Origin of the sequence: Nocardia takedensis NBRC 100417 (genome assembly GCF_000308695.1) — a bacterium.
In the GTDB taxonomy this organism is placed as follows: Bacteria; Actinomycetota; Actinomycetes; order Mycobacteriales; family Mycobacteriaceae; genus Nocardia; species Nocardia takedensis.
Genome location: NZ_BAGG01000101.1, coordinates 15,056 through 37,088, shown reverse-complemented (window position 1 = coordinate 37,088; position 22,033 = coordinate 15,056). Strand labels below are relative to the sequence as shown.

General features: G+C 69.9%; 25 protein-coding genes and 1 pseudogene. 8 read left to right on the top strand and 18 right to left on the bottom strand.

The genetic code is table 11. The features are described from left to right. The 7 genes from ON30_RS21840 to sigE form a co-directional block, all read right to left on the bottom strand. On the bottom strand, window positions 1–423 hold a 423-nt coding region (locus tag ON30_RS21840; protein WP_040709679.1), incomplete at its 3' end, for an XdhC family protein. Window positions 424–628: 205 nt separating this feature from the next. Beyond that, complete coding sequence (locus ON30_RS21835) at window positions 629–874, bottom strand: hypothetical protein (RefSeq protein ID WP_040709678.1); 246 nt, start codon at window positions 872–874, stop codon at window positions 629–631. A 218-nt stretch (window positions 875–1,092) separates the two neighbouring features. Then, entirely contained in the window at window positions 1,093–1,953 is an 861-nt protein-coding gene (locus tag ON30_RS21830) for a hypothetical protein (protein WP_040709676.1), read from the bottom strand. Window positions 1,954–2,117: 164 nt separating this feature from the next. Further along, entirely contained in the window at window positions 2,118–2,534 is a 417-nt protein-coding gene (gene tatB, locus ON30_RS21825) for a Sec-independent protein translocase protein TatB (protein ID WP_040709674.1), read from the bottom strand. Between the two features lie 138 nt (window positions 2,535–2,672). Next, window positions 2,673–4,229, bottom strand: coding sequence for a S1C family serine protease (locus ON30_RS21820; protein ID WP_085999385.1), 1,557 nt, complete (start codon window positions 4,227–4,229; stop codon window positions 2,673–2,675). A 10-nt stretch (window positions 4,230–4,239) separates the two neighbouring features. Beyond that, the gene (locus tag ON30_RS21815) at window positions 4,240–4,623 is read right to left on the bottom strand and encodes a hypothetical protein (protein WP_040709670.1); all 384 of its coding nucleotides are present in this window, start codon (window positions 4,621–4,623) and stop codon (window positions 4,240–4,242) included. A gap of 65 nt (window positions 4,624–4,688) precedes the next feature. After that, window positions 4,689–5,306 carry an RNA polymerase sigma factor SigE gene (gene sigE, locus ON30_RS21810; RefSeq protein WP_085999386.1) on the bottom strand — a complete coding sequence of 206 codons (618 nt, stop codon included), beginning with the start codon at window positions 5,304–5,306 and terminating at the stop codon, window positions 4,689–4,691. Window positions 5,307–5,754: 448 nt separating this feature from the next. On the opposite strand from sigE, the gene ON30_RS21805 reads away from it, so the two are divergent. The 4 genes from ON30_RS21805 (at window position 5,755) to ON30_RS21795 (ending at window position 8,075) form a co-directional block, all read left to right on the top strand. After that, the gene (locus ON30_RS21805) at window positions 5,755–6,387 is read left to right on the top strand and encodes an O-methyltransferase (protein WP_040709669.1); all 633 of its coding nucleotides are present in this window, start codon (window positions 5,755–5,757) and stop codon (window positions 6,385–6,387) included. 10 nt (window positions 6,388–6,397) lie between these two features. Continuing rightward, window positions 6,398–7,615 (top strand): MAB_1171c family putative transporter, encoded by a 1,218-nt coding sequence (locus tag ON30_RS21800; RefSeq protein ID WP_040709667.1) that lies wholly within the window; start codon window positions 6,398–6,400, stop codon window positions 7,613–7,615. Between the two features lie 35 nt (window positions 7,616–7,650). Beyond that, window positions 7,651–7,815, top strand: coding sequence for a hypothetical protein (locus tag ON30_RS39335; protein ID WP_157183805.1), 165 nt, complete (start codon window positions 7,651–7,653; stop codon window positions 7,813–7,815). A gap of 74 nt (window positions 7,816–7,889) precedes the next feature. Continuing rightward, window positions 7,890–8,075, top strand: coding sequence for a hypothetical protein (locus ON30_RS21795; RefSeq protein WP_040709666.1), 186 nt, complete (start codon window positions 7,890–7,892; stop codon window positions 8,073–8,075). Between the two features lie 6 nt (window positions 8,076–8,081). On the opposite strand, the gene glgC is transcribed toward ON30_RS21795, so the two are convergent. Beyond that, on the bottom strand, window positions 8,082–9,296 hold the full coding sequence (gene glgC / locus ON30_RS21790; protein ID WP_040709664.1) for a glucose-1-phosphate adenylyltransferase: 1,215 nt from the start codon (window positions 9,294–9,296) through the stop codon (window positions 8,082–8,084). 170 nt (window positions 9,297–9,466) lie between these two features. Here glgC and glgA point away from each other — a divergent pair, with 170 nt between their 5' ends. Continuing rightward, window positions 9,467–10,636, top strand: coding sequence for a glycogen synthase (gene glgA / locus ON30_RS21785; protein WP_040709688.1), 1,170 nt, complete (start codon window positions 9,467–9,469; stop codon window positions 10,634–10,636). A 112-nt stretch (window positions 10,637–10,748) separates the two neighbouring features. On the opposite strand, the gene ON30_RS21780 is transcribed toward glgA, so the two are convergent. The 9 genes and pseudogenes from ON30_RS21780 to ON30_RS21745 form a co-directional block, all read right to left on the bottom strand. Next, complete coding sequence (locus ON30_RS21780; protein WP_245554157.1) at window positions 10,749–11,570, bottom strand: putative RNA methyltransferase; 822 nt, start codon at window positions 11,568–11,570, stop codon at window positions 10,749–10,751. Window positions 11,571–11,638: 68 nt separating this feature from the next. Then, window positions 11,639–11,806: a DUF3117 domain-containing protein gene (locus tag ON30_RS37700; protein WP_011211259.1), complete on the bottom strand. Its 168-nt coding sequence runs from the start codon at window positions 11,804–11,806 to the stop codon at window positions 11,639–11,641. Window positions 11,807–11,974: 168 nt separating this feature from the next. Then, window positions 11,975–12,544, bottom strand: coding sequence for a DNA-3-methyladenine glycosylase I (locus ON30_RS21775; protein ID WP_040709661.1), 570 nt, complete (start codon window positions 12,542–12,544; stop codon window positions 11,975–11,977). 268 nt (window positions 12,545–12,812) lie between these two features. Next, a pseudogene (locus ON30_RS42320) lies at window positions 12,813–13,097 on the bottom strand (DivIVA domain-containing protein); the annotation flags it as partial. A gap of 58 nt (window positions 13,098–13,155) precedes the next feature. Beyond that, entirely contained in the window at window positions 13,156–14,292 is a 1,137-nt protein-coding gene (locus ON30_RS21765; protein ID WP_040709659.1) for an Mrp/NBP35 family ATP-binding protein, read from the bottom strand. A 19-nt stretch (window positions 14,293–14,311) separates the two neighbouring features. Beyond that, window positions 14,312–15,166 carry a lytic transglycosylase domain-containing protein gene (locus tag ON30_RS21760; RefSeq protein WP_040709657.1) on the bottom strand — a complete coding sequence of 285 codons (855 nt, stop codon included), beginning with the start codon at window positions 15,164–15,166 and terminating at the stop codon, window positions 14,312–14,314. 196 nt (window positions 15,167–15,362) lie between these two features. Further along, window positions 15,363–16,808 carry a lytic transglycosylase domain-containing protein gene (locus ON30_RS21755; RefSeq protein ID WP_040709655.1) on the bottom strand — a complete coding sequence of 482 codons (1,446 nt, stop codon included), beginning with the start codon at window positions 16,806–16,808 and terminating at the stop codon, window positions 15,363–15,365. Window positions 16,809–16,926: 118 nt separating this feature from the next. Continuing rightward, window positions 16,927–17,517 (bottom strand): DUF1003 domain-containing protein, encoded by a 591-nt coding sequence (locus ON30_RS21750; protein ID WP_051029741.1) that lies wholly within the window; start codon window positions 17,515–17,517, stop codon window positions 16,927–16,929. Next, window positions 17,514–18,803: a magnesium transporter MgtE N-terminal domain-containing protein gene (locus ON30_RS21745; RefSeq protein ID WP_040709653.1), complete on the bottom strand. Its 1,290-nt coding sequence runs from the start codon at window positions 18,801–18,803 to the stop codon at window positions 17,514–17,516. Before ON30_RS21745 ends, ON30_RS21750 begins: the two co-directional genes overlap by 4 nt. Window positions 18,804–18,865: 62 nt before the next feature. On the opposite strand from ON30_RS21745, the gene ON30_RS21740 reads away from it, so the two are divergent. Genes ON30_RS21740 through ON30_RS21730 form a run of 3 tightly spaced genes read left to right on the top strand, consistent with a single transcriptional unit; the run spans window position 18,866 to window position 20,911 of the window. Next, on the top strand, window positions 18,866–19,822 hold the full coding sequence (locus ON30_RS21740; protein WP_040709684.1) for an HpcH/HpaI aldolase/citrate lyase family protein: 957 nt from the start codon (window positions 18,866–18,868) through the stop codon (window positions 19,820–19,822). A gap of 12 nt (window positions 19,823–19,834) precedes the next feature. Further along, the gene (locus tag ON30_RS21735; RefSeq protein ID WP_040709651.1) at window positions 19,835–20,326 is read left to right on the top strand and encodes a YflT domain-containing protein; all 492 of its coding nucleotides are present in this window, start codon (window positions 19,835–19,837) and stop codon (window positions 20,324–20,326) included. A gap of 3 nt (window positions 20,327–20,329) precedes the next feature. Beyond that, the gene (locus ON30_RS21730) at window positions 20,330–20,911 is read left to right on the top strand and encodes a suppressor of fused domain protein (RefSeq protein ID WP_040709649.1); all 582 of its coding nucleotides are present in this window, start codon (window positions 20,330–20,332) and stop codon (window positions 20,909–20,911) included. 4 nt (window positions 20,912–20,915) lie between these two features. Here the strand turns inward: ON30_RS21730 and ON30_RS21725 are convergent, their stop codons facing one another. Next, the gene (locus tag ON30_RS21725; RefSeq protein ID WP_040709647.1) at window positions 20,916–22,004 is read right to left on the bottom strand and encodes a magnesium and cobalt transport protein CorA; all 1,089 of its coding nucleotides are present in this window, start codon (window positions 22,002–22,004) and stop codon (window positions 20,916–20,918) included. Window positions 22,005–22,033: the final 29 nt, after the last annotated feature.

Genomic DNA, 22,033 nt, shown 5'->3' with positions numbered 1-22,033 from the left:
TTGGTCGCCGTCGTGGAGCAGCGCCCACGCGCCGTCGCCGTCGAGCACCGAGGCCAAGGCGACCGGGGTATTGGCCGCGACGTCGGCGCGCAGCGCGCGCAACAAGGGGAGTCGGGTCGCGTCCACCCGTTCGACGCGGATCTCGACCTCGCCGCCGCACGGCAGTCCGACGGCGAAGACGTCGTCCTGCGGACCGAACCGTTCGGCGCTCGCGATCCCGGTCGCGATGACCTGCCGGGCGCTCTCGACCACGGCGGCCTCCACGCACCCGCCCGACAGCGAGCCGAGCACGTCCCCGTCGTCGGTGACGATCATGGCCGCGCCCAGCGGCGTCGGGCCCGCCCCGGTGGCCTCGACCACCCGCGCCAGCGCGACCGGCCCGGAGCCGAGCAGATCGATCAACTGATCCAGCAGTTCGCGCACGCCATCGGTCCTTCCTCGGCCGCGGTCACGACGGACCTCCGAGGGTAGTCACGCGACGGCGAGTCGGCATGCGGGCCGATCGGCCGATGGGCAGCGTCGGGGGAGTCCGGCGTGGAGCGCGTCGCGTTGGGTACGCCACCGGGTCGGGGCGCGTCGCGTCGGGAACGCCACCGGACCGGAGCGGCCTGGTCCCCGGCGTGCGGGATCAGGAAACGGCCGGCCGGGACAGTCGGGCCCGGCGGGCGGCGGCGGAACTCTGGGCCAGCGAGACCGGGGCCGAGCCCGCGGCGCGGGAGGTGATCGTGTCCAAGTCCTCCTCGCGGGCGAGGCGGGCCTGGATATCGGCCACGCTGAGGTGGCTGCTCGACCCCGAGCGGTGCAGGACGCCGACCAGCAGACCGACGAGGCCCGCGACGAGGACGGCCGCGCCGATGACGACGATGAGGTTCACAACTGCCTCCCTGGGCACCGCAGACGCCAATAGTTATCTATCGGCAATCTATACACCGCGGCTATGTCGGTAACCCTCGGTATGGGGTGAGCTGCGACACAGATTTCCGGTTCAGGTTTCTCGAACTCGACGGCGGGGTACTGATATCCGCTTGGCAATCGCCCCGCATCCGCTCCGAATGTCTTGGGCCGCCCCGGGATTCGGTCGGGTCGCGGATCTCAGCGACGGGTGCGCGTGACCGCCGAACGCGGGTCGCCGGAGTCGTGGCGGTAAACGGGGGTGAGCAGGTCGGCGTCGACCGGCTCGCCGGTGGTGCGGTCGTAGCGGACCGCGATGAGTACGGAGAACAGGTGGTTGGCGGCGCGTTCGTGCAGGGTGGCCAGGCGGGTCGCGAGTAATCGGATCGCCCCGAGCGAACCGGGCGGGTGCAGGCCGTCGATCAGCAGACAGGTGCCGCGCCCGTCGGGGCGGGGGAGTCGGGCCAGGTAGGCGATGTCGTGCGGGTCCGGGCCGCCCGGTCGGTAAACGCGTCGCGCGGCGCGGTCCTCGATGCCGCGCCGCGCGTCGCCCGCCCTGGCCACGGCGCGGCGCAACCGGGGATCGGCGGCGATGAGTTGGCGCAGGCTGGGCGATAGTTCCGGGCCGCCGATGGCGATGATCCCGTCGCGGTTGAGGTCCACGGGGCGGCCGGGCAGGAAGGTCTCCAACGTGGCGGTGAAGCCGAGTTCGCGTAGTAGTTCGACCATCCTGGCGCCCGCGCTGGGATCGGGCGCGCCCAGGATGCGGCCCGCGCGGATCTCCGGGACCAGCACCGTCAGGTTTCCGTGCCCGAAGAACAGGCCCTCGGGTGCGGGGCCCTGGGTGCTCACCTGGTGGATGCGCGCGCGGGACAGTCCGGCGGCGGCGCCGATTCTGGCGAAGGTCCACCCCTCGGCGTGGAGTTCCCGGATGACCGCCCTGCGGATCCTGGTCAGTTCATTGATCGTCTGCTGCGCCGCCGCCACCCCGTCGGTGGCCGCCTTGAGTCTTTCGACTTTGTCCTCGATCGCAAAGACTCGCGCCACGTCATCGGCCGACATGTGCGAAGTCTAGACAGCTGGACACCGTCAGGTGTCTAGACCACTTGACATCGCCAACTATCCGACGGCTCAGTCTGTTTCGGCGTCCGGCGGTTTCCCGGAGGGTCGCTCGCCGCGAATTCCGGCGGATTGTCCCAGGTAGTGCGGGCCGTGCCCGGCCTGTCTCAGGTGGCGTCGGTGTCGATGGGCGGACGCTCGTCGGGGCCCAAGGGCTTCTCGGGTTTCGGCATCGGATAATTCGGCATACCACTCGAGGTCCCGAACAGCTCGTCGCCGCTCGGCACCGCCTTGTCCAGACTGCGGAACAGCGAATCGTCGCCGTTGAGCAGATGTTTGGTGACCACCGACCGCGGACTCATGCCGCGCAGTTCGTTCAGATCGGCCAGCGGCTTGCGCAAGTTCTCGAACTCGGGACCGAGTTCTTCCTTGAGTTGGCTGGTCGCCCCGCTGGCGTAGTCGCGGATCTGACGCAGGCTGCGTGTCGTCCAGCGAACCGCGCCGGGCAGGCGCTCCGGCCCCAGGATGACGAGGGCGGCGACGAGCAGAATCATCATCTCGCTCCACCCGACATTGCTGAACACGCCACCAGGCTACCGCAGCACAGACGGGGTGCGGAGGCCGTGCGCCGCGAGCGCCGCACCGGGTGAACGGGCGGCGGCCCGCGGATGGACAGGTATGTCCGGTTCGGTGTCCGATTCGCCGATCGGTTGCCGTCGGACTCAGTCGGATTCGAAGGTGACCGGGATGTCGACGCGCCTGCCGTCCCGGATGACCTGCACCGTCACCGACTTGCCGATGTCCTGCAACTGCTCGGCGACCGTGAACTCCTCCGAGGAAGTCACGGGGCGATCGCCGATCTGCACGATGACGTCGCCCTCGACGATGCCCGCGCGGGCGGCGGGTCCGCCGTCGCGCACGTCGGCCACCACCGCGCCGCTCATGACCTCGTTGGCCACGGTCTTGGTGCGCACGCTCAGTCCGATGGTGGGGTGGTGCATCTCGCCGTCGCGGATCAGCGTCTGGGCGACCTCGGTCATGACGTCGACCGGGATCGCGAAGCCGAGGCCGACCGAACCGCCGGTCTCGCTGCGGATCGCGGTGTTGATGCCGATGACGCGGCCGTCCATGTCGACCAGCGCACCGCCGGAGTTACCCGGGTTGATCGAGGCGTCGGTCTGCACCGCGTCGATGACGGCGTTGGTGTCGCTGCCCTCGCCCTGGAGTTTCACGGGGCGGTGCAGCGCGCTGACGATGCCGGAGGTGACGGTCTTGCTCAGGCCCAGCGGGGAGCCGATGGCGAGCACGTCGTCGCCGACTTGGACGTCACCGGACTTGCCGAGGCGGGCCACAGTGAGATTCTTCACATCGACCTTGAGGACCGCGAGATCGGTCTTGGGATCGCGGCCGACGATCGTCGCCGGAACACGGGAACCGTCGGAGAAGGTCACCTGGATCGCGGCCCGTGCGCTCTTGTCCTGGGCGGCCATCGAGATCACGTGATTGTTGGTGACCACGTAGCCCGCGCCGTCGATGACCACGCCCGACCCGGTGGCGCCGTTGTCGCCCACCGTGACCCGGATCGAGACCACCGAGGGCAGCACCGCGTTGGCGACCTGCGAGATCTGCCCGTGCGGCCGTTCGACCTCGTCGGACTGCTGCAACGTCACCTTGCGCGAGGTGACCGTGGTGGTGGCCTCGGCCGTCAGCCTGCCGACCAGGCCGCCGATCAAGCCGATCGCCAACGCGATCACCGCCAGCACCGCGAGCGCCTTCGGCGCCACCCGGGTGCCGAACAGAACTTCGCGCGCCGTCAGCTTGCGTGACTGCGGCAGCGGTTCGGCGACGGGCGTCGGGACGGCGGGCGCGCCGAGTCGGGCCGCCGCGTACGGGTCGCGCCACGGATCAGCGGGACCGGCCACGGCCGCGGCGGGATCGGCGGCGTCGGGATCGCGTTGCAGCAGTTCGGTGGACCCGGCGGGCCTGCCGAACGCCTCGGCCAGCACGGCGTCCGGCGGACGGTGCTGCAATTCCGGGCCCAGCGGAGGCACGCCGTGGCCGCCGCCCGTGGGATGGCCCGCGAAGGAACCGGTGACGCCGGAAGGGCGGGCGAAAGCGCCCGCGGTATGCGAATCGACCTCGGGCCGATAGACCGGACGCGGCCCGAGCACGGGTGCGTCGGACGGCCTCAGGCTCCCCCTGTCGGCCGCCGAATCGGGGGCATCGGCCGCCTCGGGCACGTCGGACACAGGTCCGGTGTTCGGTGATTCGGTGGTCACGCGGTGAACTCTACTTGCGCCACCAGGTTGTCCACCGGGCCGCGGTGAACGAATCGGGCAGAAAGCCGAAAACCGCCTCGTCACGCGCATTCGGGGCGCGCGCCGGGTCCGGGCCGCCCGCGCCGGGCAGTTCGCCCAGCGGAATGCGGGTCAGGCTGTCGTGCAGGCCGGTGGGAATCGACACCTGACCGGACTGCCGCAGCGCGATCCTGGCCTGTTGCTGCGCGTCCACCTCGGCCGCGCACTCCGGGCACAGGGAAAGATGTTGAGCGGCACGCAGGTACGCGTTCATCCGCAGCTCACCGTCCACATACGCGGCAACGGCCTCGGAGGCCAGATGCTCGGTGGGACGAAACCGCGGCGAACGACCCGACGTGCTGGACTCGCCACTCATGCCGTGCTCACCCTTCCGACTAGCGACATCATCCACCTGGGTCGGTGACGCCGACTCCCGCCGGATCACCCGAAGTTCGCCTCCGCGGCGAACCGCTCTCGCGATCCATTATGCGCAAGGTGATCGCGCAGTGCCTGACGCCCACGGTGGATACGGCTGCGCACGGTGCCCAGTTTGACCCCGAGCGTCGCGCCGATCTCCTCGTAGGACAGGCCCTCGATATCGCACAGCACGACCGCGGCGCGGAATTCCGGCGCCAGCGAGTCCAGCGCGGATTGCAGATCCGGGTCGAGGCGGGCGTCGTGGTAGGCGTCCTCCGGGGTGGGACCTTCGGCGGGCACCCGCTCGTAGTCCTCGGGCAGCGCCTCCATCCTGATCCGGTTGCGCCTGCGCACCATGTCCAGGAACAGGTTGGTGGTGATGCGGTGCAGCCAGCCCTCGAAGGTGCCGGGCTGGTAGTTCGACAGGGACCGGAACACCCGGATGAAGGTCTCCTGGGTGAGATCCTCGGCGTCCTGGGCGTCACCGGAGAGGCGGTAGGCCAGTCGGTAGACGCGGTCGGCGTGCTCGCGGACCAATTCGTCCCAGGTGGGCATGGCGGCGCGGTCACCGGTGGCGTCGAAGGCCGCGGTGCCGGTCAGTTCCTCGGGGTCGACCTCGGGGTTCGCCTCGTCGGCGGTCAGATGGTCGGCGGTGAGGTCGCCGTCCGCGGGGATGTCGTCGGCGGTGATGATGTCGAGCGGAACGAGGTCGGCGGGCAGCGCCGACCCGGGGGTCGCGGCTCCCGCTTCCACGGAGCGCCCCGGTACTGTCGCAAAGGAACCTTCGACCATGTGGATGGGGCTACCTCCTACTCGGGACCGTAAACAGTCGGAACCCGCGTGGTGATCCGGATCTCGGATCCACCGTGCACGGAGTACAACCGACTACTCATATGTCGTTGTTCCCCGGTCCCGTGTGAACGGTCGTCTGGCCTTGCGTGTCCCCACTCTTTCCTGTCCCGATATGGCACGGGTGTGGAGATCCTGAGGGACACCTGAGAAATTCGCGCGCGCCCCGAATCGCGACACCGCCGTGACCGTCTCGGTCGGTAGCGGGTGCGGAGCAGGCGGAGACGGCTAGCCTCATACGGTGGCATCGAACCTGGAGCGAAATCTCTCCTACGTGGAAGAATCCGTCGTGGAGGACGAGATCCTCGTCAGCGCCCGCGAACGGGCCACCGAACTCGGCGCGGTCCCGGTGGCGCCGTCGGTCGGGGCGCTGCTCAGCATGTACGCCCAGTTGCTCGATGCGCGCGCGGTCGTCGAGGTCGGCACGGGGGCCGGAATCAGTGGCCTGTGGCTGCTGGACGGCATGCGCGAGGACGGCACGCTCACCACCATCGATTCCGAACCCGAGCACCAGCGCGCGGCCAAGGAGGCGTTCCGCACGGCCGACATCCCGCCCGCGCGCACCAGGTTGATCAACGGCCGGGCCTTGGACGTCCTGCCCCGCCTCGCCGACGGCGCCTACGACCTGGTCTTCATCGACGCCGCGCCGATGGAGCACCCGCACTACGTCGCCCAGGCGGTGCGATTACTCCGCACGGGCGGCGCGATCCTGCTGCACAACGCCCTGCTCGGCGGGCGGGTCCCCGATCCGGTGCACCGCGACCCCGCCACCCAGGCGGTCCGGGCCGCCACCAGGGCCATCGCCGAGGACCCCGAACTCACCAGCGTGCTGATCCCCGTCGGAGACGGTCTGCTCTGCGCCTGTCGCGGCTGACGAGCCGCCCGTGCACTCCCAGTGGCCGAGCGCCTTCTCCTCGGTCGCGCTCGTCGCCGCCTGGCCGGTGATCGTGCTGCGCCTGCTGACCGTGGAACTGTCCACCGCCGATCGACAACTCGCGGCGATCATCGGATTCGGTCTGGTCAACTGCACCCTGCGGGAGCCCAGCGCGCAGAGACTGCTCTCGGCGGCCACCGGCGGCCACCTGTCGGTACTGGTCATGTACCAGCTCAGCGTCGTCGCGTTCGCCGTCAGCACCGCCGCCGCGGTGCTGTTCACGCGCGGGCTGAGCGGACGGCCGCCGCCCAGGGTCCTGCTCGGGGCCTCGACGGCGCTGTGGTTCGGCTCCGCGGTGGTGCTGGGCCTGGCCGAGGACCCCGAAGGCGTGGTCCGCGGCGTGGCCACCGGCCCGGCGGCCTTCGCCTACTACGCGGGCGGCGTCGCGCTGCCGATCCTCGCGGGCGCGGAGATGTTCGCGCTCGGGGTGGCCGGGGTCAACGCGCGCGGCGAGCGTCTGGAGGCGGCCCTGCACGCCATGGTGGCCGGGGTCGGCTGCGTCAGCGCCGGGCAGGGCCTCAGCCGCGCGGTGACGGCGGTGCTGCTGGGCACGGGACACGCCGGGCCGATCACCGAATTCCACTCCTGGGTCGACAACGACCTGTGCCTGCCCGCGGTGCTGGCCGGCGTCGTGTTCTACGCGGGTCCGCTGGCCCGCTCCTTGAGCGAACGCGCGGGCATCGACGAATGGTCGCGCAGGCGGCGACTGCTGCACCCGCTGTGGTCGGACCTGACCGCGGCGTGCCCGGAGATCGTCTTCCACGCCGCCGAGTTCGACGGACGCGACCCGCTCTACCGATTGCACCGGACCGTGGTCGAGATCCGCGACTGCATGCTGATCCTGCACCGCTATGCGCCCCCGGACCCGGTCGTTCCCGACGGGCCGCCGCGCGCCGGCCTGGAGTCCGCGCTCGTGCTCGCCCGCGCCGTCCACGCCCGTCGCGGCGGCGCCCGACCCGTCGCCGCGACCGGTCGACCGCGGGCCGTCGCGCGCGACCTGATGTCGGAGATCGAGGAACTCGCCGCACTGGCCGCGGTGTGGCGCAAGGCATCCGCGCTCGCCGCGAGTGAATTCCGCGCCGGGGGGTATGCCGGAGCCGAACCGAGATTCAGGGGTATGACATGGTTTGGCGACAAACATCCGAAGTCACCGAAACGGCCCATATAGGCCATATCGTCACCGAGCATTCCGCGCCGAATTGGATGATGTTGATCCTGGGCGTGCTCGGCGCCGTCGTCGCGATCGCGATAGTCGTGCTGGTGTTGGTCAGCAACGCCGATTTCGACACCGGCGAACCGAAAGCGCCGCCCGCCTCCGGCACCTGCGAACCCTTCTGCGCGGCGGCCGATCCGCAACCCGCGCCGTAGTTTTGCGTCATCCTTTCCGGTAGCGCCCCGCACACAGCCCGGCGGGCGGCCGCGATCGGGAAGGGTGCGAGGCGATGTTCAACAGAGACGAGGACGTCCACTGGGGCGGGGCGAGCGTGATCTTCGCACTCGTCGTCCTGGCCGGGATCGCGGTCATGATCCTGGTCAGCACCGCCGACTTCGGGGATCGGGACGAATCGACGGTGCCGCGCACACCCGGCCCGTGCGAACCGTTCTGCCTGCGCCCGGCCGAACCGTGAGCGCGCTCAGACCCAGACGCCCTTGCCCACGGTGACCACACCGCCGTTGCTCACCGCGAAGCGGTCCTGATCGCGATCGAGATCGACGCCGATGATCTCGCCCTCGCCCACCACGACGTTCTTGTCCAGGATCGCCCGGCGCACCACCGCGCCGCGCCCGATCCGCACGCCCGGCATCAGCACACTGCCCTCCACCGTGGCACCGTCGTCGACGACCACGTTCGAGCTGAGCACCGAATTGCGGACCGTGGCGGCCGACAGAATGCTGCCCGCCCCGACGATGGATTCCTGGGCGAGCCCGCCCTGGGCGAATTTCGCGGGCGGCAGATTCTCGGCGGCCCCGCGAATGGGCCAGTGCCGGTTGTACAGATTGAAGACCGGGTGCACCGACACCAGATCCATGTGGGCTTCGTAGAAAGCGTCGATGGTGCCGACGTCACGCCAGTAACCGCGGTCGCGGACCGTCGCGCCGGGCACCTCGTTGTCGGCGAAATCGTAGACCGACGCCTCACCGGCGGCCACGAGCGCGGGGATGATGTCGCCGCCCATGTCGTGATCGGAATCGGAATTCTCGGCGTCGGCGCGAATGGAATCCACGAGCACCTTCGTCGTGAACACGTAATTGCCCATCGAGGCGAAGGTGACATTCGGATCGTCCGGGGTGCCCGGCGGGTGCGCGGGTTTCTCCAGGAATTGGGTGATCCGGCCGTTCTCGTCGGAATCGATGCAGCCGAAGGCGCTCGCCTCGCTGCGCGGCACCCGGATGCCCGCCACCGTCACCCCCGCGCCGGAGGCGATGTGGTGCGAGACCATCTGCTCCGGGTCCATCCGGTACACGTGGTCCGCGCCGAAGACGACGATGTAGTCGGGGTCCTCGTCGTAGATGAGGTTCAGCGACTGCATGATGGCGTCGGCGCTGCCGGTGTACCAGCGCGGCCCCAACCGCTGCTGGGCGGGCACGGGCGTGATGTATTCCCCCGCGAACCCCGACAGCCGCCAGGTCTGGGAGATGTGGCGGTCCAGGGAATGGGACTTGTACTGGGTGAGCACGCACAGCCGTAGATAACCGGCGTTCACCAAGTTGCTCAGGACGAAATCGATCAGGCGATAGGCGCCCCCGAAGGGCACCGCTGGCTTGGCACGATCCGCCGTGAGTGGGAACAGGCGCTTGCCCTCGCCCCCGGCGAGCACGATCCCGAGTACGTGCGGCTGGCTCCTCACACGTGCCAAACTACCGTGAAGTGCGGGTGTGAGTGGCCCCTGCGGACCCGAGCGTCTACTTTGAAGCCGTGAGTTTCGGCACGGACAGCGGGCGCTCGGCGGCGGGATCCGGTGCGGCCGAGGAGGGGCGCGACGGGGTCGCGGCCGAGGGCGACGCGGTCGGTGAACGGCTGCGGGTGGCCATGCTGACCCGCGAATATCCCCCCGAGGTGTACGGCGGCGCGGGGGTGCACGTCACCCAGTTGGTCGACCAGTTGCGGCACCTGAGCGAGGTCACGGTGCACTGCATGGGCGTGGCCCGCACCGATGCGGTGGTGCACCAACCCGATCCGCTGCTCTACGCCGCCAACGCGGCCTTGCAGATGATGTCGGCCCAGTTGCGCATGGCCGACGCCGCGGGCCATGTCGACGTCGTGCATTCGCACACCTGGTACACCGGCCTCGCCGGGCACCTGGCCGCCACTCTCTACGGCATCCCGCACGTGCTCACCGCGCACTCCCTGGAACCGCGACGGCCGTGGAAAGCCGAACAACTCGGCGGCGGCTACCGGCTCTCGTCCTGGTCCGAACGCAACGCCGTCGAACACGCCGACGCCGTCATCGCGGTCAGCGAGGGCATGCGCCACGACGTGCTCGACGCCTATCCGGCGCTGGATTCCGACCGGGTCCACGTGGTGCACAACGGCATCGACGCCACCCTGTGGCATCCGGGCGATCCCGCCGAAGGCGCCCGCCCGGTCCTCGCCGAACTCGGCGTGCGCGCCGACCTGCCGATCGTCGCCTTCGTCGGCCGGATCACCCGCCAGAAGGGCGTCGGCCACCTGCTGGCCGCCGCGCGCGATTTCGATCCCGACATCCAGTTGGTGCTGTGCGCGGGCGCGCCCGACACCAGGGAACTCGAGGTCGAGACCGCCGCGGCCGTGGAGGAACTGCGCGCCCGGCGCGGCAATGTCTTCTGGGTGCGGGAGATGCTGCCCACCGAACAGATCCGGCAGATCCTCGCCGCCGCGACCGTTTTCGTCTGCCCGTCGGTCTACGAACCGCTGGGCATCGTCAACCTGGAGGCGATGGCGTGCGCCACCGCCGTGGTCGCCTCCGACGTCGGCGGCATCCCCGAGGTGGTCGCCGACGGCGCGACCGGCCGTCTGGTGCACTACGACCCGGCCGCCGCCGCGGACTACGAACGCGGATTGGCGGAGGCGGTCAACGCGGTGGCCGCGGACGCGCCGCTGGCGGCCCGCTACGGCGCGGCCGGGCGGAGCAGGGCCATCGCGGAATTCGACTGGGCCGCCATCGCGGCGCGCACCGTCGAGGTCTATCAGCGGGTGCGCGGGTACTGAATTCGCCGTCAGGGGGTCCGCGCCGAGGCGGGCCCGCCCGTCGGCACGGGTGCCGGTCGACGCGCACTTCGACGCCGCCTTTCAGGGGTCCGCGCGGAGGCAGGCCCGTCCGTCAGCGCGGGGTGTAGGTCGAGACCGTCACCGAAGCGGTGACCTCGACGGTGTCCGGCAGATCGGTGACGTGGCGGTCGGCGTCGTGGAAGGCCGAGGGCCCCATGCCGACGACGTGCGCGATATCGGCGTGCGACAGCGACATCGGGAATTCGACGGCGACCCGGTCGCACGGCGTGAACGCCTCGGCCAGTGTCTCGGCCACCCGGCGATCCTTGTCGGGGTCGACGGTCACCATCCGCAACGGCTCGACGAGTTCGGCCAGGTGTCGGGAGGTGGGAGTGACGACGACGAAACGGCCGTCGGGCCGCAGCACCCGGGCGATTTCGGCGGCGTTGCGCGGAGCGAAGACGGCCATGACCACGTCCAGCGCGCCGGTGCCGACCGGCAGTCCGCGCCAGGCGTCGGCCAGCACCGCCGCGGCGCGCGGATGCGCGCGGGCACACCGCCGGACGGCCGGTTTGGCGACGTCGAGGGCGATGCCGAGCGCGTCGGGCGAGGCCGCCAGCACCTCGCCCAGGTAATACCCCGTGCCCGCGCCGATCTCCAGTACCGCGCCCTGGTCGCGGGCGGCCTCGACCACCGCGCGCGCGATCGGCGCGAAATGGCCCGCGCGCTGGAAGGCCGCGCGGGCGTCGAGCATCTCGGCGGTGTCGCCGGTCATCTTGGTCGACGCACCGGTCAACAAACCCACATAGCCCTGTCTGGCTATGTCGAAGCTGTGGCCGCGCCCGCAGCGCAGTGCCCGGTCGGCGCGCTCGAGTCCGAGTCCGCATTCCGGGCACGCGAGCAGCGCGGCCACTTCACCCAGCGCCGGGTACACGGACAGCGCCGCTCGCCCCCGTTTCCGCGGGGCTGGCACGGCGACCGCCGGATTTTCGGCGCGGTCGACTAGCTGGTGACACTCTTCAGTTCGTCGCCGAGCGCCGCTGCCTCATCCGGCGTGAGTTCGACGACCAGACGCCCGCCACCCTCGAGTGGAACCCGCATGACGATTCCACGCCCTTCTTTGGTTGCCTCGAGGGGACCGTCCCCGGTGCGGGGCTTCATGGCCGCCATCCTCTGCTCCCTCCAGATCTGCGCGGTTTTCTGCGCACTTTCTTGGAACTCCAGTTGTCACCAACCAGTGAGCTCACCGGCATTTGGCGAGCTACACCGATACCATTCTTCCCTATTGCCGATGTCGAGGGATACCTGAGTTCGAAATGTGACCCCGAGGTCGAGACTTCACCGGTCACGGCGCACCCAGCAATCCCGGAGGTGGTCGTCGACCATTCCGGTGGCCTGCATCAAGGCATACGCCGTCGTGGGTCCGATGAACCGAAAACCGCGCCTCTTCAATTCTTTTGCCAGAGCGACGGATTCGGGACTGGTCGCGGGAACCTGCGCCGTTGCTCCCGGACGCGGCCGCGCGGGCGGCGCGAAGGACCAGATCAGCTCGTCCAACCCGGTGTCCAGCGATTCGGCGACCTTCGCGTTGGCGATCGCGGCCTCGATCTTGGCGCGATTGCGCACGATGCCCGCGTCGGTGAGCAACCGGGCGACGTCGGCGTCGTCGAAGCGGGCCACCCGCGGTATCGAGAAATCGGCGAACGCCGCCCGGAAGGCGGGGCGTTTGCGCAGGATGGTGATCCAGGCCAGCCCCGACTGGAACGCCTCGAGACACATCCGCTCGAACATGGCGTCGTCGCCGTGCAGGACTTGGCCCCACTCCTGGTCGTGGTAGTCGCGGTAGAGCTGGGACCCTTCCGACCAGGGGCAGCGGATCTTGCCGTCGGGAACCAGGGCGGCGGTCACCGCGGTGTCTCGGGAGAGGGGCCGGAGTTCGGCGCGCCGGAATCGTCGGTCGCGCCGTGCGCGGGTGTCCCCGACTCGTCCGGACCGGCCGCGACGGGGAAACCGCCCGTCAGACCGGCCAGCGGGGACGGGGTCTCGGGGTCGGCGGACTGCCGGACGGTGCGCGGCGGCGCGGGCTGCGCCGGAAACCGAGCTTCGGTTTGCGCCGGAAACTGCGGTTCGGGTTGCGCCGGAAACGGCGAGGTCCCCCGTGGAACCCCGGCCCCACCGCGCCGCGCACGTGGGCCAACTCCCACTGCAATTCATCGATGCGCGCGGCCAGGCGCGACAGCGCCCAGTCCACCTCGCCCGCCTTGTAACCCCTGGTCACCTGCTGGAACCGCAGCGCCCGCACATCCGCCCCGCTGATGCCCTCGGCGGGCAGCACGGTCGCGGTGGTGCCCTCCGGCAGCGGCCCCAATTCCTCGCCGCGCCCGAACAACGCGCTCGCGATCAGGAACAGCACCGCGGCCGTCAGGCCGACGAACAGCACGTACAGAAGCAGCGTGAGCATGGACACGAGCTTATTGGCACGCGCCGACACCCGGCACGGGTCCTCGGCGGATCGGCGCCTACAGGTGCCGGGTGGTGTCGATGCCCAGCGACATCCCGGCCAGGCCGCGACGGCGCACCGCGAGTTTGTCGGCGACCTCGAGCAGGGCCTTGGCCGAGGAACTGGCCGGATCGCGCAGCACGATCGGCGTGCCGTCGTCACCGGCCTCGCGCAACGCCTGCTCGATCGGGATCTGGCCGAGCAGCGGCACATTCGCCCCCACCGACCTGGTCAGGCTGTCGGCCACGGCCTGACCGCCGCCGGAACCGTAGAGATCCATCCGGGTGCCGTCGGGCAGGTCGAGCCAGGACATGTTCTCCACCACGCCCGCGATGCGCTGCCTGGTCTGCAACGCGATCGAACCCGCCCGCTCGGCGACCTCGGCGGCGGCCAACTGCGGCGTGGTGACGACCAGGATCTCCGCGTTCGGGATGAGCTGGGCGATCGAGATCGCCACGTCGCCGGTGCCCGGCGGCAGATCCAGCAGCAGGATGTCCAGATCGCCCCAGAACACGTCGGCGAGGAACTGCTGCAAGGCCCGGTGCAGCATCGGGCCGCGCCACACCACGGGGGTGTTGCCCTGAGTGAACTGCGCGATGGAGATGAACTTCACCTCGTGCGCGATGGGCGGCATGATCATCCGCTCGACCTGCGTCGGCCGCGCGTCGGTGCCCAGCATGCGGGGAATCGAATGCCCGTAGATGTCGGCGTCGAGCACACCCACCGACAGCCCCTTCGCGGCCATCGCCGCCGCCAGGTTGACCGTCACGCTGGACTTGCCGACGCCGCCTTTGCCCGAGGCGACCGCATACACCCTGGTCAGCGAGTTGGGCTGGGCGAAGGGGATGACCGGATCGGCGGAATCGCCGCGCAGTTGTTTGCGCAGGGTGGTGCGCTGCTCGTCGTTCATCACGTCGAGTTCGACGGTGATCGGACCCACACCGGCCACGTCGGCGACCGCGTTGGTGACGCGCTGGGTGATCTCGGTGCGCAGCGGACAACCCGCCGTCGTCAGGTAGATCTCGATGTGGACGGCACTGTCGTCGGCGATCGCGATGCTCTTGACCATGCCGAGTTCGGTGATCGGTTTGCGGATCTCCGGGTCGTCGACCTTCGCGAGGGCACCCCGCACATCCGATTCCGTAACGACAGCCATGCGGCCGATTTTAGTGGCGTCAGATCTTGGGCAACTGCGCGGGCTTCGGAGCGACCCCCGAGTTGTACGAGTTGGCCCAGGCCATCACGTTCGCGACGTAGGCCATCGAGTTGTTGTAGCGCAGGATCGCGCGGGTCTGCTGGGCCAGGTCGCGCATGTTCAGGCCGCCGCTGCACAGGTACTTGCCCGCGGTGAGGGCCGCGTCGTACAGGTTCTGCGGATCGGCGATCCCGTCGCCGTTGCCGTCGGCCGCGAAGTGCTTCCAGGTCTCCGGCAGGAACTGCATCGGGCCGACCGCGCGGTCGTAGCCGCTGAGCCCGTCGAGCGCGCCGTCGTCGCTGTCGTGGATGACGTTGTTGCCGTAGAGCGAACCGTCGAGCACCGGGCCGTAGACCGGCGAGAGCGGGTTGCCGTCGCTGTCGGCCTTGCCGCCGAAGGCGTGGGTGGATTCGACCCGGCCGATGCCCGCGAGCATCGACCACGGCATGGCGCACTTCGGATCCTCGGTGGCCAGGATGGCCTCGGCCTTCTGGTAGGCGGCGACCGCGACGCCGGGGATGCCGAGTTGGCCCTCGGGCAGATCGGCGCGGACCCGGTTCTCCGGCAGCGCCACGGTTTTCACGATCGGCGGCGCGGCGTGCTGCTGCTGGGCCATCGCGTGGACGGCGTTCTCGTCCAGGGCCGCGGCCAAGCGGGCACCGAGCGCGTCGCGATCGGGGGCGGCGGCTTCCTGCATCGAATCGGCCAGATCGCCCGGGTCCAGATCAGAAGCGCCCGCGACGGCGACGAGTCCGGCGGGCAGCAACCCCGACAGCGCGAGAACGGAAGTTCGCCCGAGATTGTTTCCGGACGAAGGTTTACGGTGACGCCCCACGTGCGGTGCCCTTCTGCGCTGACAGCCAATCGAACTGAAACGAGGCTACCGCATCCGAGATCGTTTTGTTACTCCTTCGTGATCTCGATTCCGTTTTGTTCCCGGCTATTCGGTTACTCGCGGTTTCGGCTCGAACGAGCGCGCCGCCGCCACACCGGGTGGGTGTGGCGGCGGCGCGAGAACCCGGAAAAGTCCGTCAGGCGGGCGGCGCGGGCAGCGGGATGACGATGTTGAACGGCAGCGTGATCGCGGGCGGGGGCGGCGCGGGGGCGGGCGCCGGAGCCGGTTCGGCCTCGGCGGGAACGGGTTCCGGGGTGACGGCCACCTCGGGCTCCTGCGGCGGCACCACTTCCTGCGCGGGGGCATGCGGTTGCGCCGACACATCCGGCAGTACGGGCGCGCACATCCGGCTGTGCTGCTGCTGGGCCTGCTGGGCGTTGCCCGGGGTGTTCGCGTCCGGGTTCAGCGGGCGCTCGGGGTCGGGGGAGTCCGCGCCGAAGTTCTGCTGGGTGGCCACCGGCAACTGCGCGGGGTCGATCGGACTCGGCATCGGCGCGGGAACCGCCTGCACCACGCAGGGGTCGGCGGGGGGAGGCGGGGGGCAGAAGATGCCGCACGGGATCGGGGGCAGACCGGGCAGGGTGATCATCACCTGCGCGGGCGCGGTGGGGGTGGCCGGGGAGACCGTGGACGGCGTGTTCGGGGGCAACTGGGCCTGCGAATTCGGCGCCGGGGTGGTGGTGTTGGCCGCGAGCATGTCGGGCCCGGTGGGAACGGCGCGCCCCGGCGGGACGAGATCGGGCGAGATGGCGACCTGGGCGGGGGCGCCGCCGGTGCGGTAGGCCGCGGACCAGCTCAACACGTTGGCGGCGTAGGACATCGAGTTGTTGTAGCGAAGAACCGCGCGTAGCTCCTGGGAGGGGTCGCGTAGGTCCAGGCCGCCCGAGCACAGGTATTTGCCCGCCGCCAGCGTCGCGTCGAAGACGTTGTGCGGGTCGGAGACGCCGTCGCCGTTGCCGTCCGCGGCGTAGCGCCCCCAGGTGCTGGGTAGGAACTGCATCGGCCCGACCGCGCGGACGTAGCCGCCGCCGTCGGCCTTGATGACTTCGTTGCCCGGCAGGGTGCCGTCCAGGGCGGGGCCGAAGATCGGGGTGACCGAGGTGCCCGCGGCGTCGGTGCGTCCGTTGCTCGCGTGGCCGGATTCGATGCGGCCGATGCCCGCGAGCAGATTCCAGGACAGGCCGCAGTTGGGCGCGGTGGACTGCATCGCCAGTTCGGCGTTGCGGTAGGCGGCCAGGACGATCTCGGGGATGCCGAGCGCGCCGCCGGTCGCGGGCAACGCGATATCACGCAGCGGTACCGATCCGGCGAACCGCGTGTTGCCGTCGGCCGGCGGGGTGGCGGCGGTCAGCGAGCGCGCCGATTGCGGTGTGACCGCTAACAATCCAACTGTCCGAGACAGCTGACCCGGGGTGTCGGCGTCGGTGCCCTCTTCGGTGCCGACGGTGCTGCTGGAGGCGGCGAGCAGGGCCTCGGGAGCCTGTGGCGCGGTGGACTCGTCGGTGGTGTTGGTGGTCGATCCACTGGCGACGAGTCCGGCGACGACCAGGGCCGACACGGTTATCGGGGTTGATATTCGCATGCGGCCACACCAATCCTCTGACGTCGTGGGAGCGGCTGTCCGGGACATTGACACCCCACCACTCGGGACAACGGTGTCCAGGTTACCGGTGGGTCAGGTGGTTGTTGAGCATTTCCGGTCAATCTTCGCGCGCGGGCGAGCCCGAAGGCTCGGTCACCGGGGCTGTGACCGGTCCCTTCTTGCGCCGAGATTTGCCCGATTTGCTCACATCCCGCACACGATCCGGTGACGCCGCGGCCTCGATCCGGTCGAGCACCTCGCGCATCTCGTCGAGTTCGCGGCGCAGGTAGTCGCGCGTGGCGACCTCGCCGACCGCCAGACGCAGCGCCGCGAGTTCGCGGGCCAGGAACTCGGTGTCGGCCTTGGTCTGGGCGGCGCGCGACCGGTCCTCCTCCAGCGCGACGCGGTCCCGGTTGTCCTGACGGTTCTGCGCCAGCAGGATCAGCGGCGCGGCGTAGGCGGCCTGGGTGGAGAAGGCCAGATTCAACAGGATGAACGGGTACGGGTCCCACCGCAGCGCCACCACGAAGACATTGAGGATGATCCACACGATGACCATGACGGTCTGCAAGGCCAGATAGCGGCCGGTGCCCAGGAACCGGGCCACCCGCTCGCTGCTGCGCGCCAGCGCCTCGGCATCCCAGTCGAACCGGAACCGCGATTGCAGCGGCGTCTCCAGTCGCTGCCGCGCCGGACTCTTCTCGCTCATGTCCGGGTCGCCCTCTCGTGCTCCTGGTCCTGCTCCTGCTCGCGCCAGTGGTCGGGCAGCAGATGATCGAGCACGTCGTCCACGGTGACCGCGCCGAGCAGGTGGTTCTCCTCGTCCACCACCGGACCGCACACCAGGTTGTAGGTGGCGAAATAGCGGGTCACCGCGGTCAGCGGCAGTTCGGCCTTCAACGGCGACAGATCGCTGTCGAGGATTCCGCCCACCAGATCCGCGGGCGGTTCCCGCAGCAACTGCTGGAGATGGACACAACCGAGATAGCGGCCGGTCGGGGTGGCGGTCGGCGGCCGCACCACGAACACCATCGAGGCCAGCGCGGGCGTGAGGTCCGGGTTGCGCACCCGCGCCAGCGCTTCGGCGACGGTGGTCGAGGGCGTCAGGATCACCGGTCGCGGCGTCATCAGGCCGCCTGCGGTGTCGGGGGAGTGCTCGAGCAGCCTGCGGACCGGTTCGGACTCCTCCGGGTCCATCAGCGCCAGCAGCGATTCCCGTTCGCCCTTGGACAGCTCGCCGAGCAGGTCGGCGGCATCGTCGGGGTCCATCGCCTCGAGCACGTCGGCGGCACGGCGCACCTCGAGATGGCCGAGCAGATCGACCTGGTCGTTCTCGGGCAGTTCCTGCACCACGTCGGCGAGGCGTTCGTCGTCGAGGGCCTCGGCGACCTCGAGCCTGCGCTTCTCCGGCAACTCGCGCAGGCGGTGCGCGACGTCGGCGGCCCGCAAGCCCTCGAACTGCTCGAGCAGAGTGGTCACATCCTGTCCGGGGCGGCCGATCTCGTAGGGCGTCAGCCCGGAGACCCGCTCCCAGTCCACGACGTGCACCGTGCGCCTGCGCCCGATGCGGCGGTGACCGCGCACCGCGACCCGCGAGATCCGCCAGTCCCTGGTGCGCGTCTGCTCGATGCCCAGATCCACCACGAAAACGTCGACCTGGTCCAGATCCGGCTTCTCGGGATCGTCGACCCGCACCGCGGAATCCACGATCTGCGCCAAGGCGAGCAGTTCGCCCGGACGCTGCGCGAAACGGCGCAGGCTGACCGTGCCGGTGTTGAGCGTCACCACGCCCGGCTCGATCGCGGTGACCCGCAGCATCGGCACGAAAATCCGGCGACGGCTCGGCAATTCGACGACCAGTCCGTGCACCCGGGGTTGCTGGCGGTCGTAACGGATGGCCACGACCACGTCGCGGATGCGGCCGATAGACTCCCCGTCCGGTCCCAGCACCACCAGGCCGGCCAGCCTGGCGGCGTAAACCCTGGTTGCTGCCATGGCTGCCAGGCTAGAGGTTCGCGGGCGGGCGCACTGCCACGCCACGGACGACAGGAGTGTTCATGAAGCCGCGACGTTCGGTCCTCGCCTGCCCCGGCAGCAGCACCAAGATGATCGCCAAGGCCAAGGGCCTGCCCGTCGACGAGGTGTTTCTCGATCTGGAGGACGCCGTCGCCCCGGTCGCCAAGGCCGAGGCGCGCGCCAATATCGTGGCCGCGCTCAACGACTCGGGGTGGGGAACGCAACTGCGGGTGGTGCGCGTCAATGACTGGAGCACCGAGTGGACCTACGCCGACGTGATCGCGGTCGTGGAGGGCGCGGGCGCGGCGATCGACGCGATCCTGCTGCCCAAGACCACCGACGCGGGTCAGGTGCGGGCGCTGGATCTGCTGCTGACCCAACTGGAGAAGACCTGCGGGTTGGAACCGGGGCGGATCGGGATCGAACCGCAGATCGAGAACGCCCTCGGCCTGCGCAACATCGACTCGATCGCCACCGCGAGCCCCCGGGTGCAGGCCCTTGTCTACGGTCCCGCGGATTTCATGGCCAGCATCAACATGCGCACCCTGGTGGTCGGTGAACAGCCCGAGGGCTACGACGTCGGCGACGCCTACCACCACATCCTGATGACCATCCTGCTCGCGGCCCGCGCCCACGGCATCCAGGCCATCGACGGCCCGTACCTGCAAGTTCGCGACGCCGAGGGGTTCCGAAGGGCCGCCGCGCGCACCGCCGCGCTGGGCTTCGACGGCAAGTGGGTGCTGCACCCGAGCCAGATCGACACCGCCAACGAACTGTTCAGCCCGCGCCAAGCCGAATACGACCGGGCCGAGGAGATCCTGGAGGCCTACGCCTACCACACCTCCGCGGCCGGTGGCGGGCGCGGCGCGGTCATGCTGGGCGAGGAGATGATCGACGAGGCGAGCGCGAAGATGGCTCAGGTCGTCGCCGACAAGGGCCGCGCGGCGGGAATGACGCGCACCACGCGTTTCACACCGCCGCGAGACGCCGCGAAATAGCACAATGGGGACATGACGAATCCTTTGGGCGGTTCCAACCGCGCCCGGCAGGGGCTGCCCACCCCGCCGTCGGGCTGGCCGGTCGGCTCCTACCCGACCTACGCCGAGGCGCAGAAAGCCGTGGACTATCTGGCCGACAACCAGTTCCCGGTGCAGGACGTGACGATCGTCGGCGTCGACCTCATGCAGGTCGAACGGGTGCTCTACCGATTGACCTGGGGCAAGGTCATCGGTGGCGGCGTCGTGAGCGGCGCGTGGCTGGGCTTGTTCCTGGGTCTGCTGCTGAGCCTGTTCACCACCGGCGGCGCGTTCGGGCCGCTGCTGGTCGGCCTGGTCGGCGGCATCATCTTCGGCGTCATCACCACGACGATCCCGTACGCGGCGACGAAGGGGCAGCGCGATTTCGCCTCCACCATGCAGTTGGTGGCGGGCCGCTACGACGTGCTGTGCGACCCGAAGTCGGCCGAACAGGCGCGCGACCTGCTGGCGCGATTGGCGATCTGACGGATGGAGGTCCTGGACAAGGTCCGCGCGGGCGTGCTCGGGCATTTCGGCGTCGAACCCGCGGGCGTCGACTCGGCCTCGGTGACCTTTCTCGGCGTCGAGCCCATCGAGATCCTGCGGATCCTCGACGGCGAGGTCGTGCACTACGCGACCCTCGGCGGGTCGCGGCATCCGATGGGCGATCCCACCGACCCGCTGGCCGATCCGGTGCGCGGGCCGCGCGCCGAACTGGTGCTCACCCTGCGCGGCGGCGTCGGCGCGACCGGCGGTCTGGTGCGCGGCCTCGGCATCCTGGCGGCCACCCCGGCGGTCGAAGGGGTCGTGTTGCAACCCGACGCGCTGCTCGATCTCGGCGAACCGATGTTGCAGGGCGCGCCGTTCACCGCGGTCCTGCTCGGCGACAGCGCCATCCCCGAGGTGGTCCTGCCCGAACCCGCCGACCCGGTCCGCTACCTGACCGTCACCCCGGTGACGGCGACGGAGGCGGCGTGGGTGCGGGTGCGCGGAGCGCAGGCGCTGCGCGATGCCTGGACCGAGGCGAAGATCGACGTGCGCGATCCCGACCGCGGGGCGGCCACGCTCTGACCGCTCAGAGCCAGTGGTTGCGGCGGAAGGTGAGGAACAATCCGACGCAGATGGTGACGATGACCAGCATCACCGCCGGATAGCCGTAGGTCCACTTCAGCTCCGGCATGTGCTCGAAGTTCATGCCGTAGATGCCCGCGCCCATGGTCGGCACCGCCGCGATCGCCACCCACGCCGAGATCTTGCGCATATCGGTGTTCTGCTGCACGCCGACCTTGGCCAGCGCCGCGCTGATCAGCGCGCTGAGCGACCCGTCGAAATCGGTGATGCGTTCGGCGACGCTCGTGTGGTGGTCGGCGACGTCGCGCAGATACCGCCGGACCTCCTTGGGCAGCGGCAGATCGGCCTTGTGGCCGAGCAGTTGCAGCGGGATGGCCAGCGGATTGACCGCCCGGCGCAGTTCCACCACCTCTCGCTTGAGCTGGTAGATCGATTCGACGGCGACCTGACTGCGCGGGGTGAAGACCTCCTCCTCCATCGCGTCGATGTCCAGTTCCACCGAGCCCGCGACGTCGATGTAGTTGTCCACCACGTAGTCGGCGATCCCGTGCAGCACCGCGCCCGGCCCGTACATCAGCATCGCCGGGTCGCCTTCGAGCTGTTTGCGCACCGAGGCCAACCCGGAATGCTCGCCGTGCCGGACCGTCACCACGAAATCGGGGGCGCAGAACACCATGATCTCGCCGGTCTCCACGATCTCGCTGACGCTGTGCAGTTCGTGTTCGACGTAGGCGACGGTGCGCATCACCAGCACCAGCGTGTCGTCGTAGCGTTCGAGTTTGGGGCGCTGATGGGCCTTGACCGCGTCCTCGACGGCGAGCGCGTGCAGACCGAAGGTCTCGGCGATATCGCTCATCTGGGCGTGGTCGGGATCGTGCAGCCCCACCCAGACGAAACCCTCGCCGCGGTTGCGCACCTCGGCCAGCGCGTCGTGGTGGGTGAACCGGCCCGGCAGTCGTCGTCCGTGCACGTAGACGCCGCAGTCGACGATCGCGCGGGCGGTGGGAACGGGGATGCGGGGCAACGCGCGTGCCGCCCGCTTCGACGTGCGCGCCGAGGCGCGGAACGAGGGCATCGGCGGGATCGACGGCACCCACCGATGTTACGCGCGCGGGCCGAGCG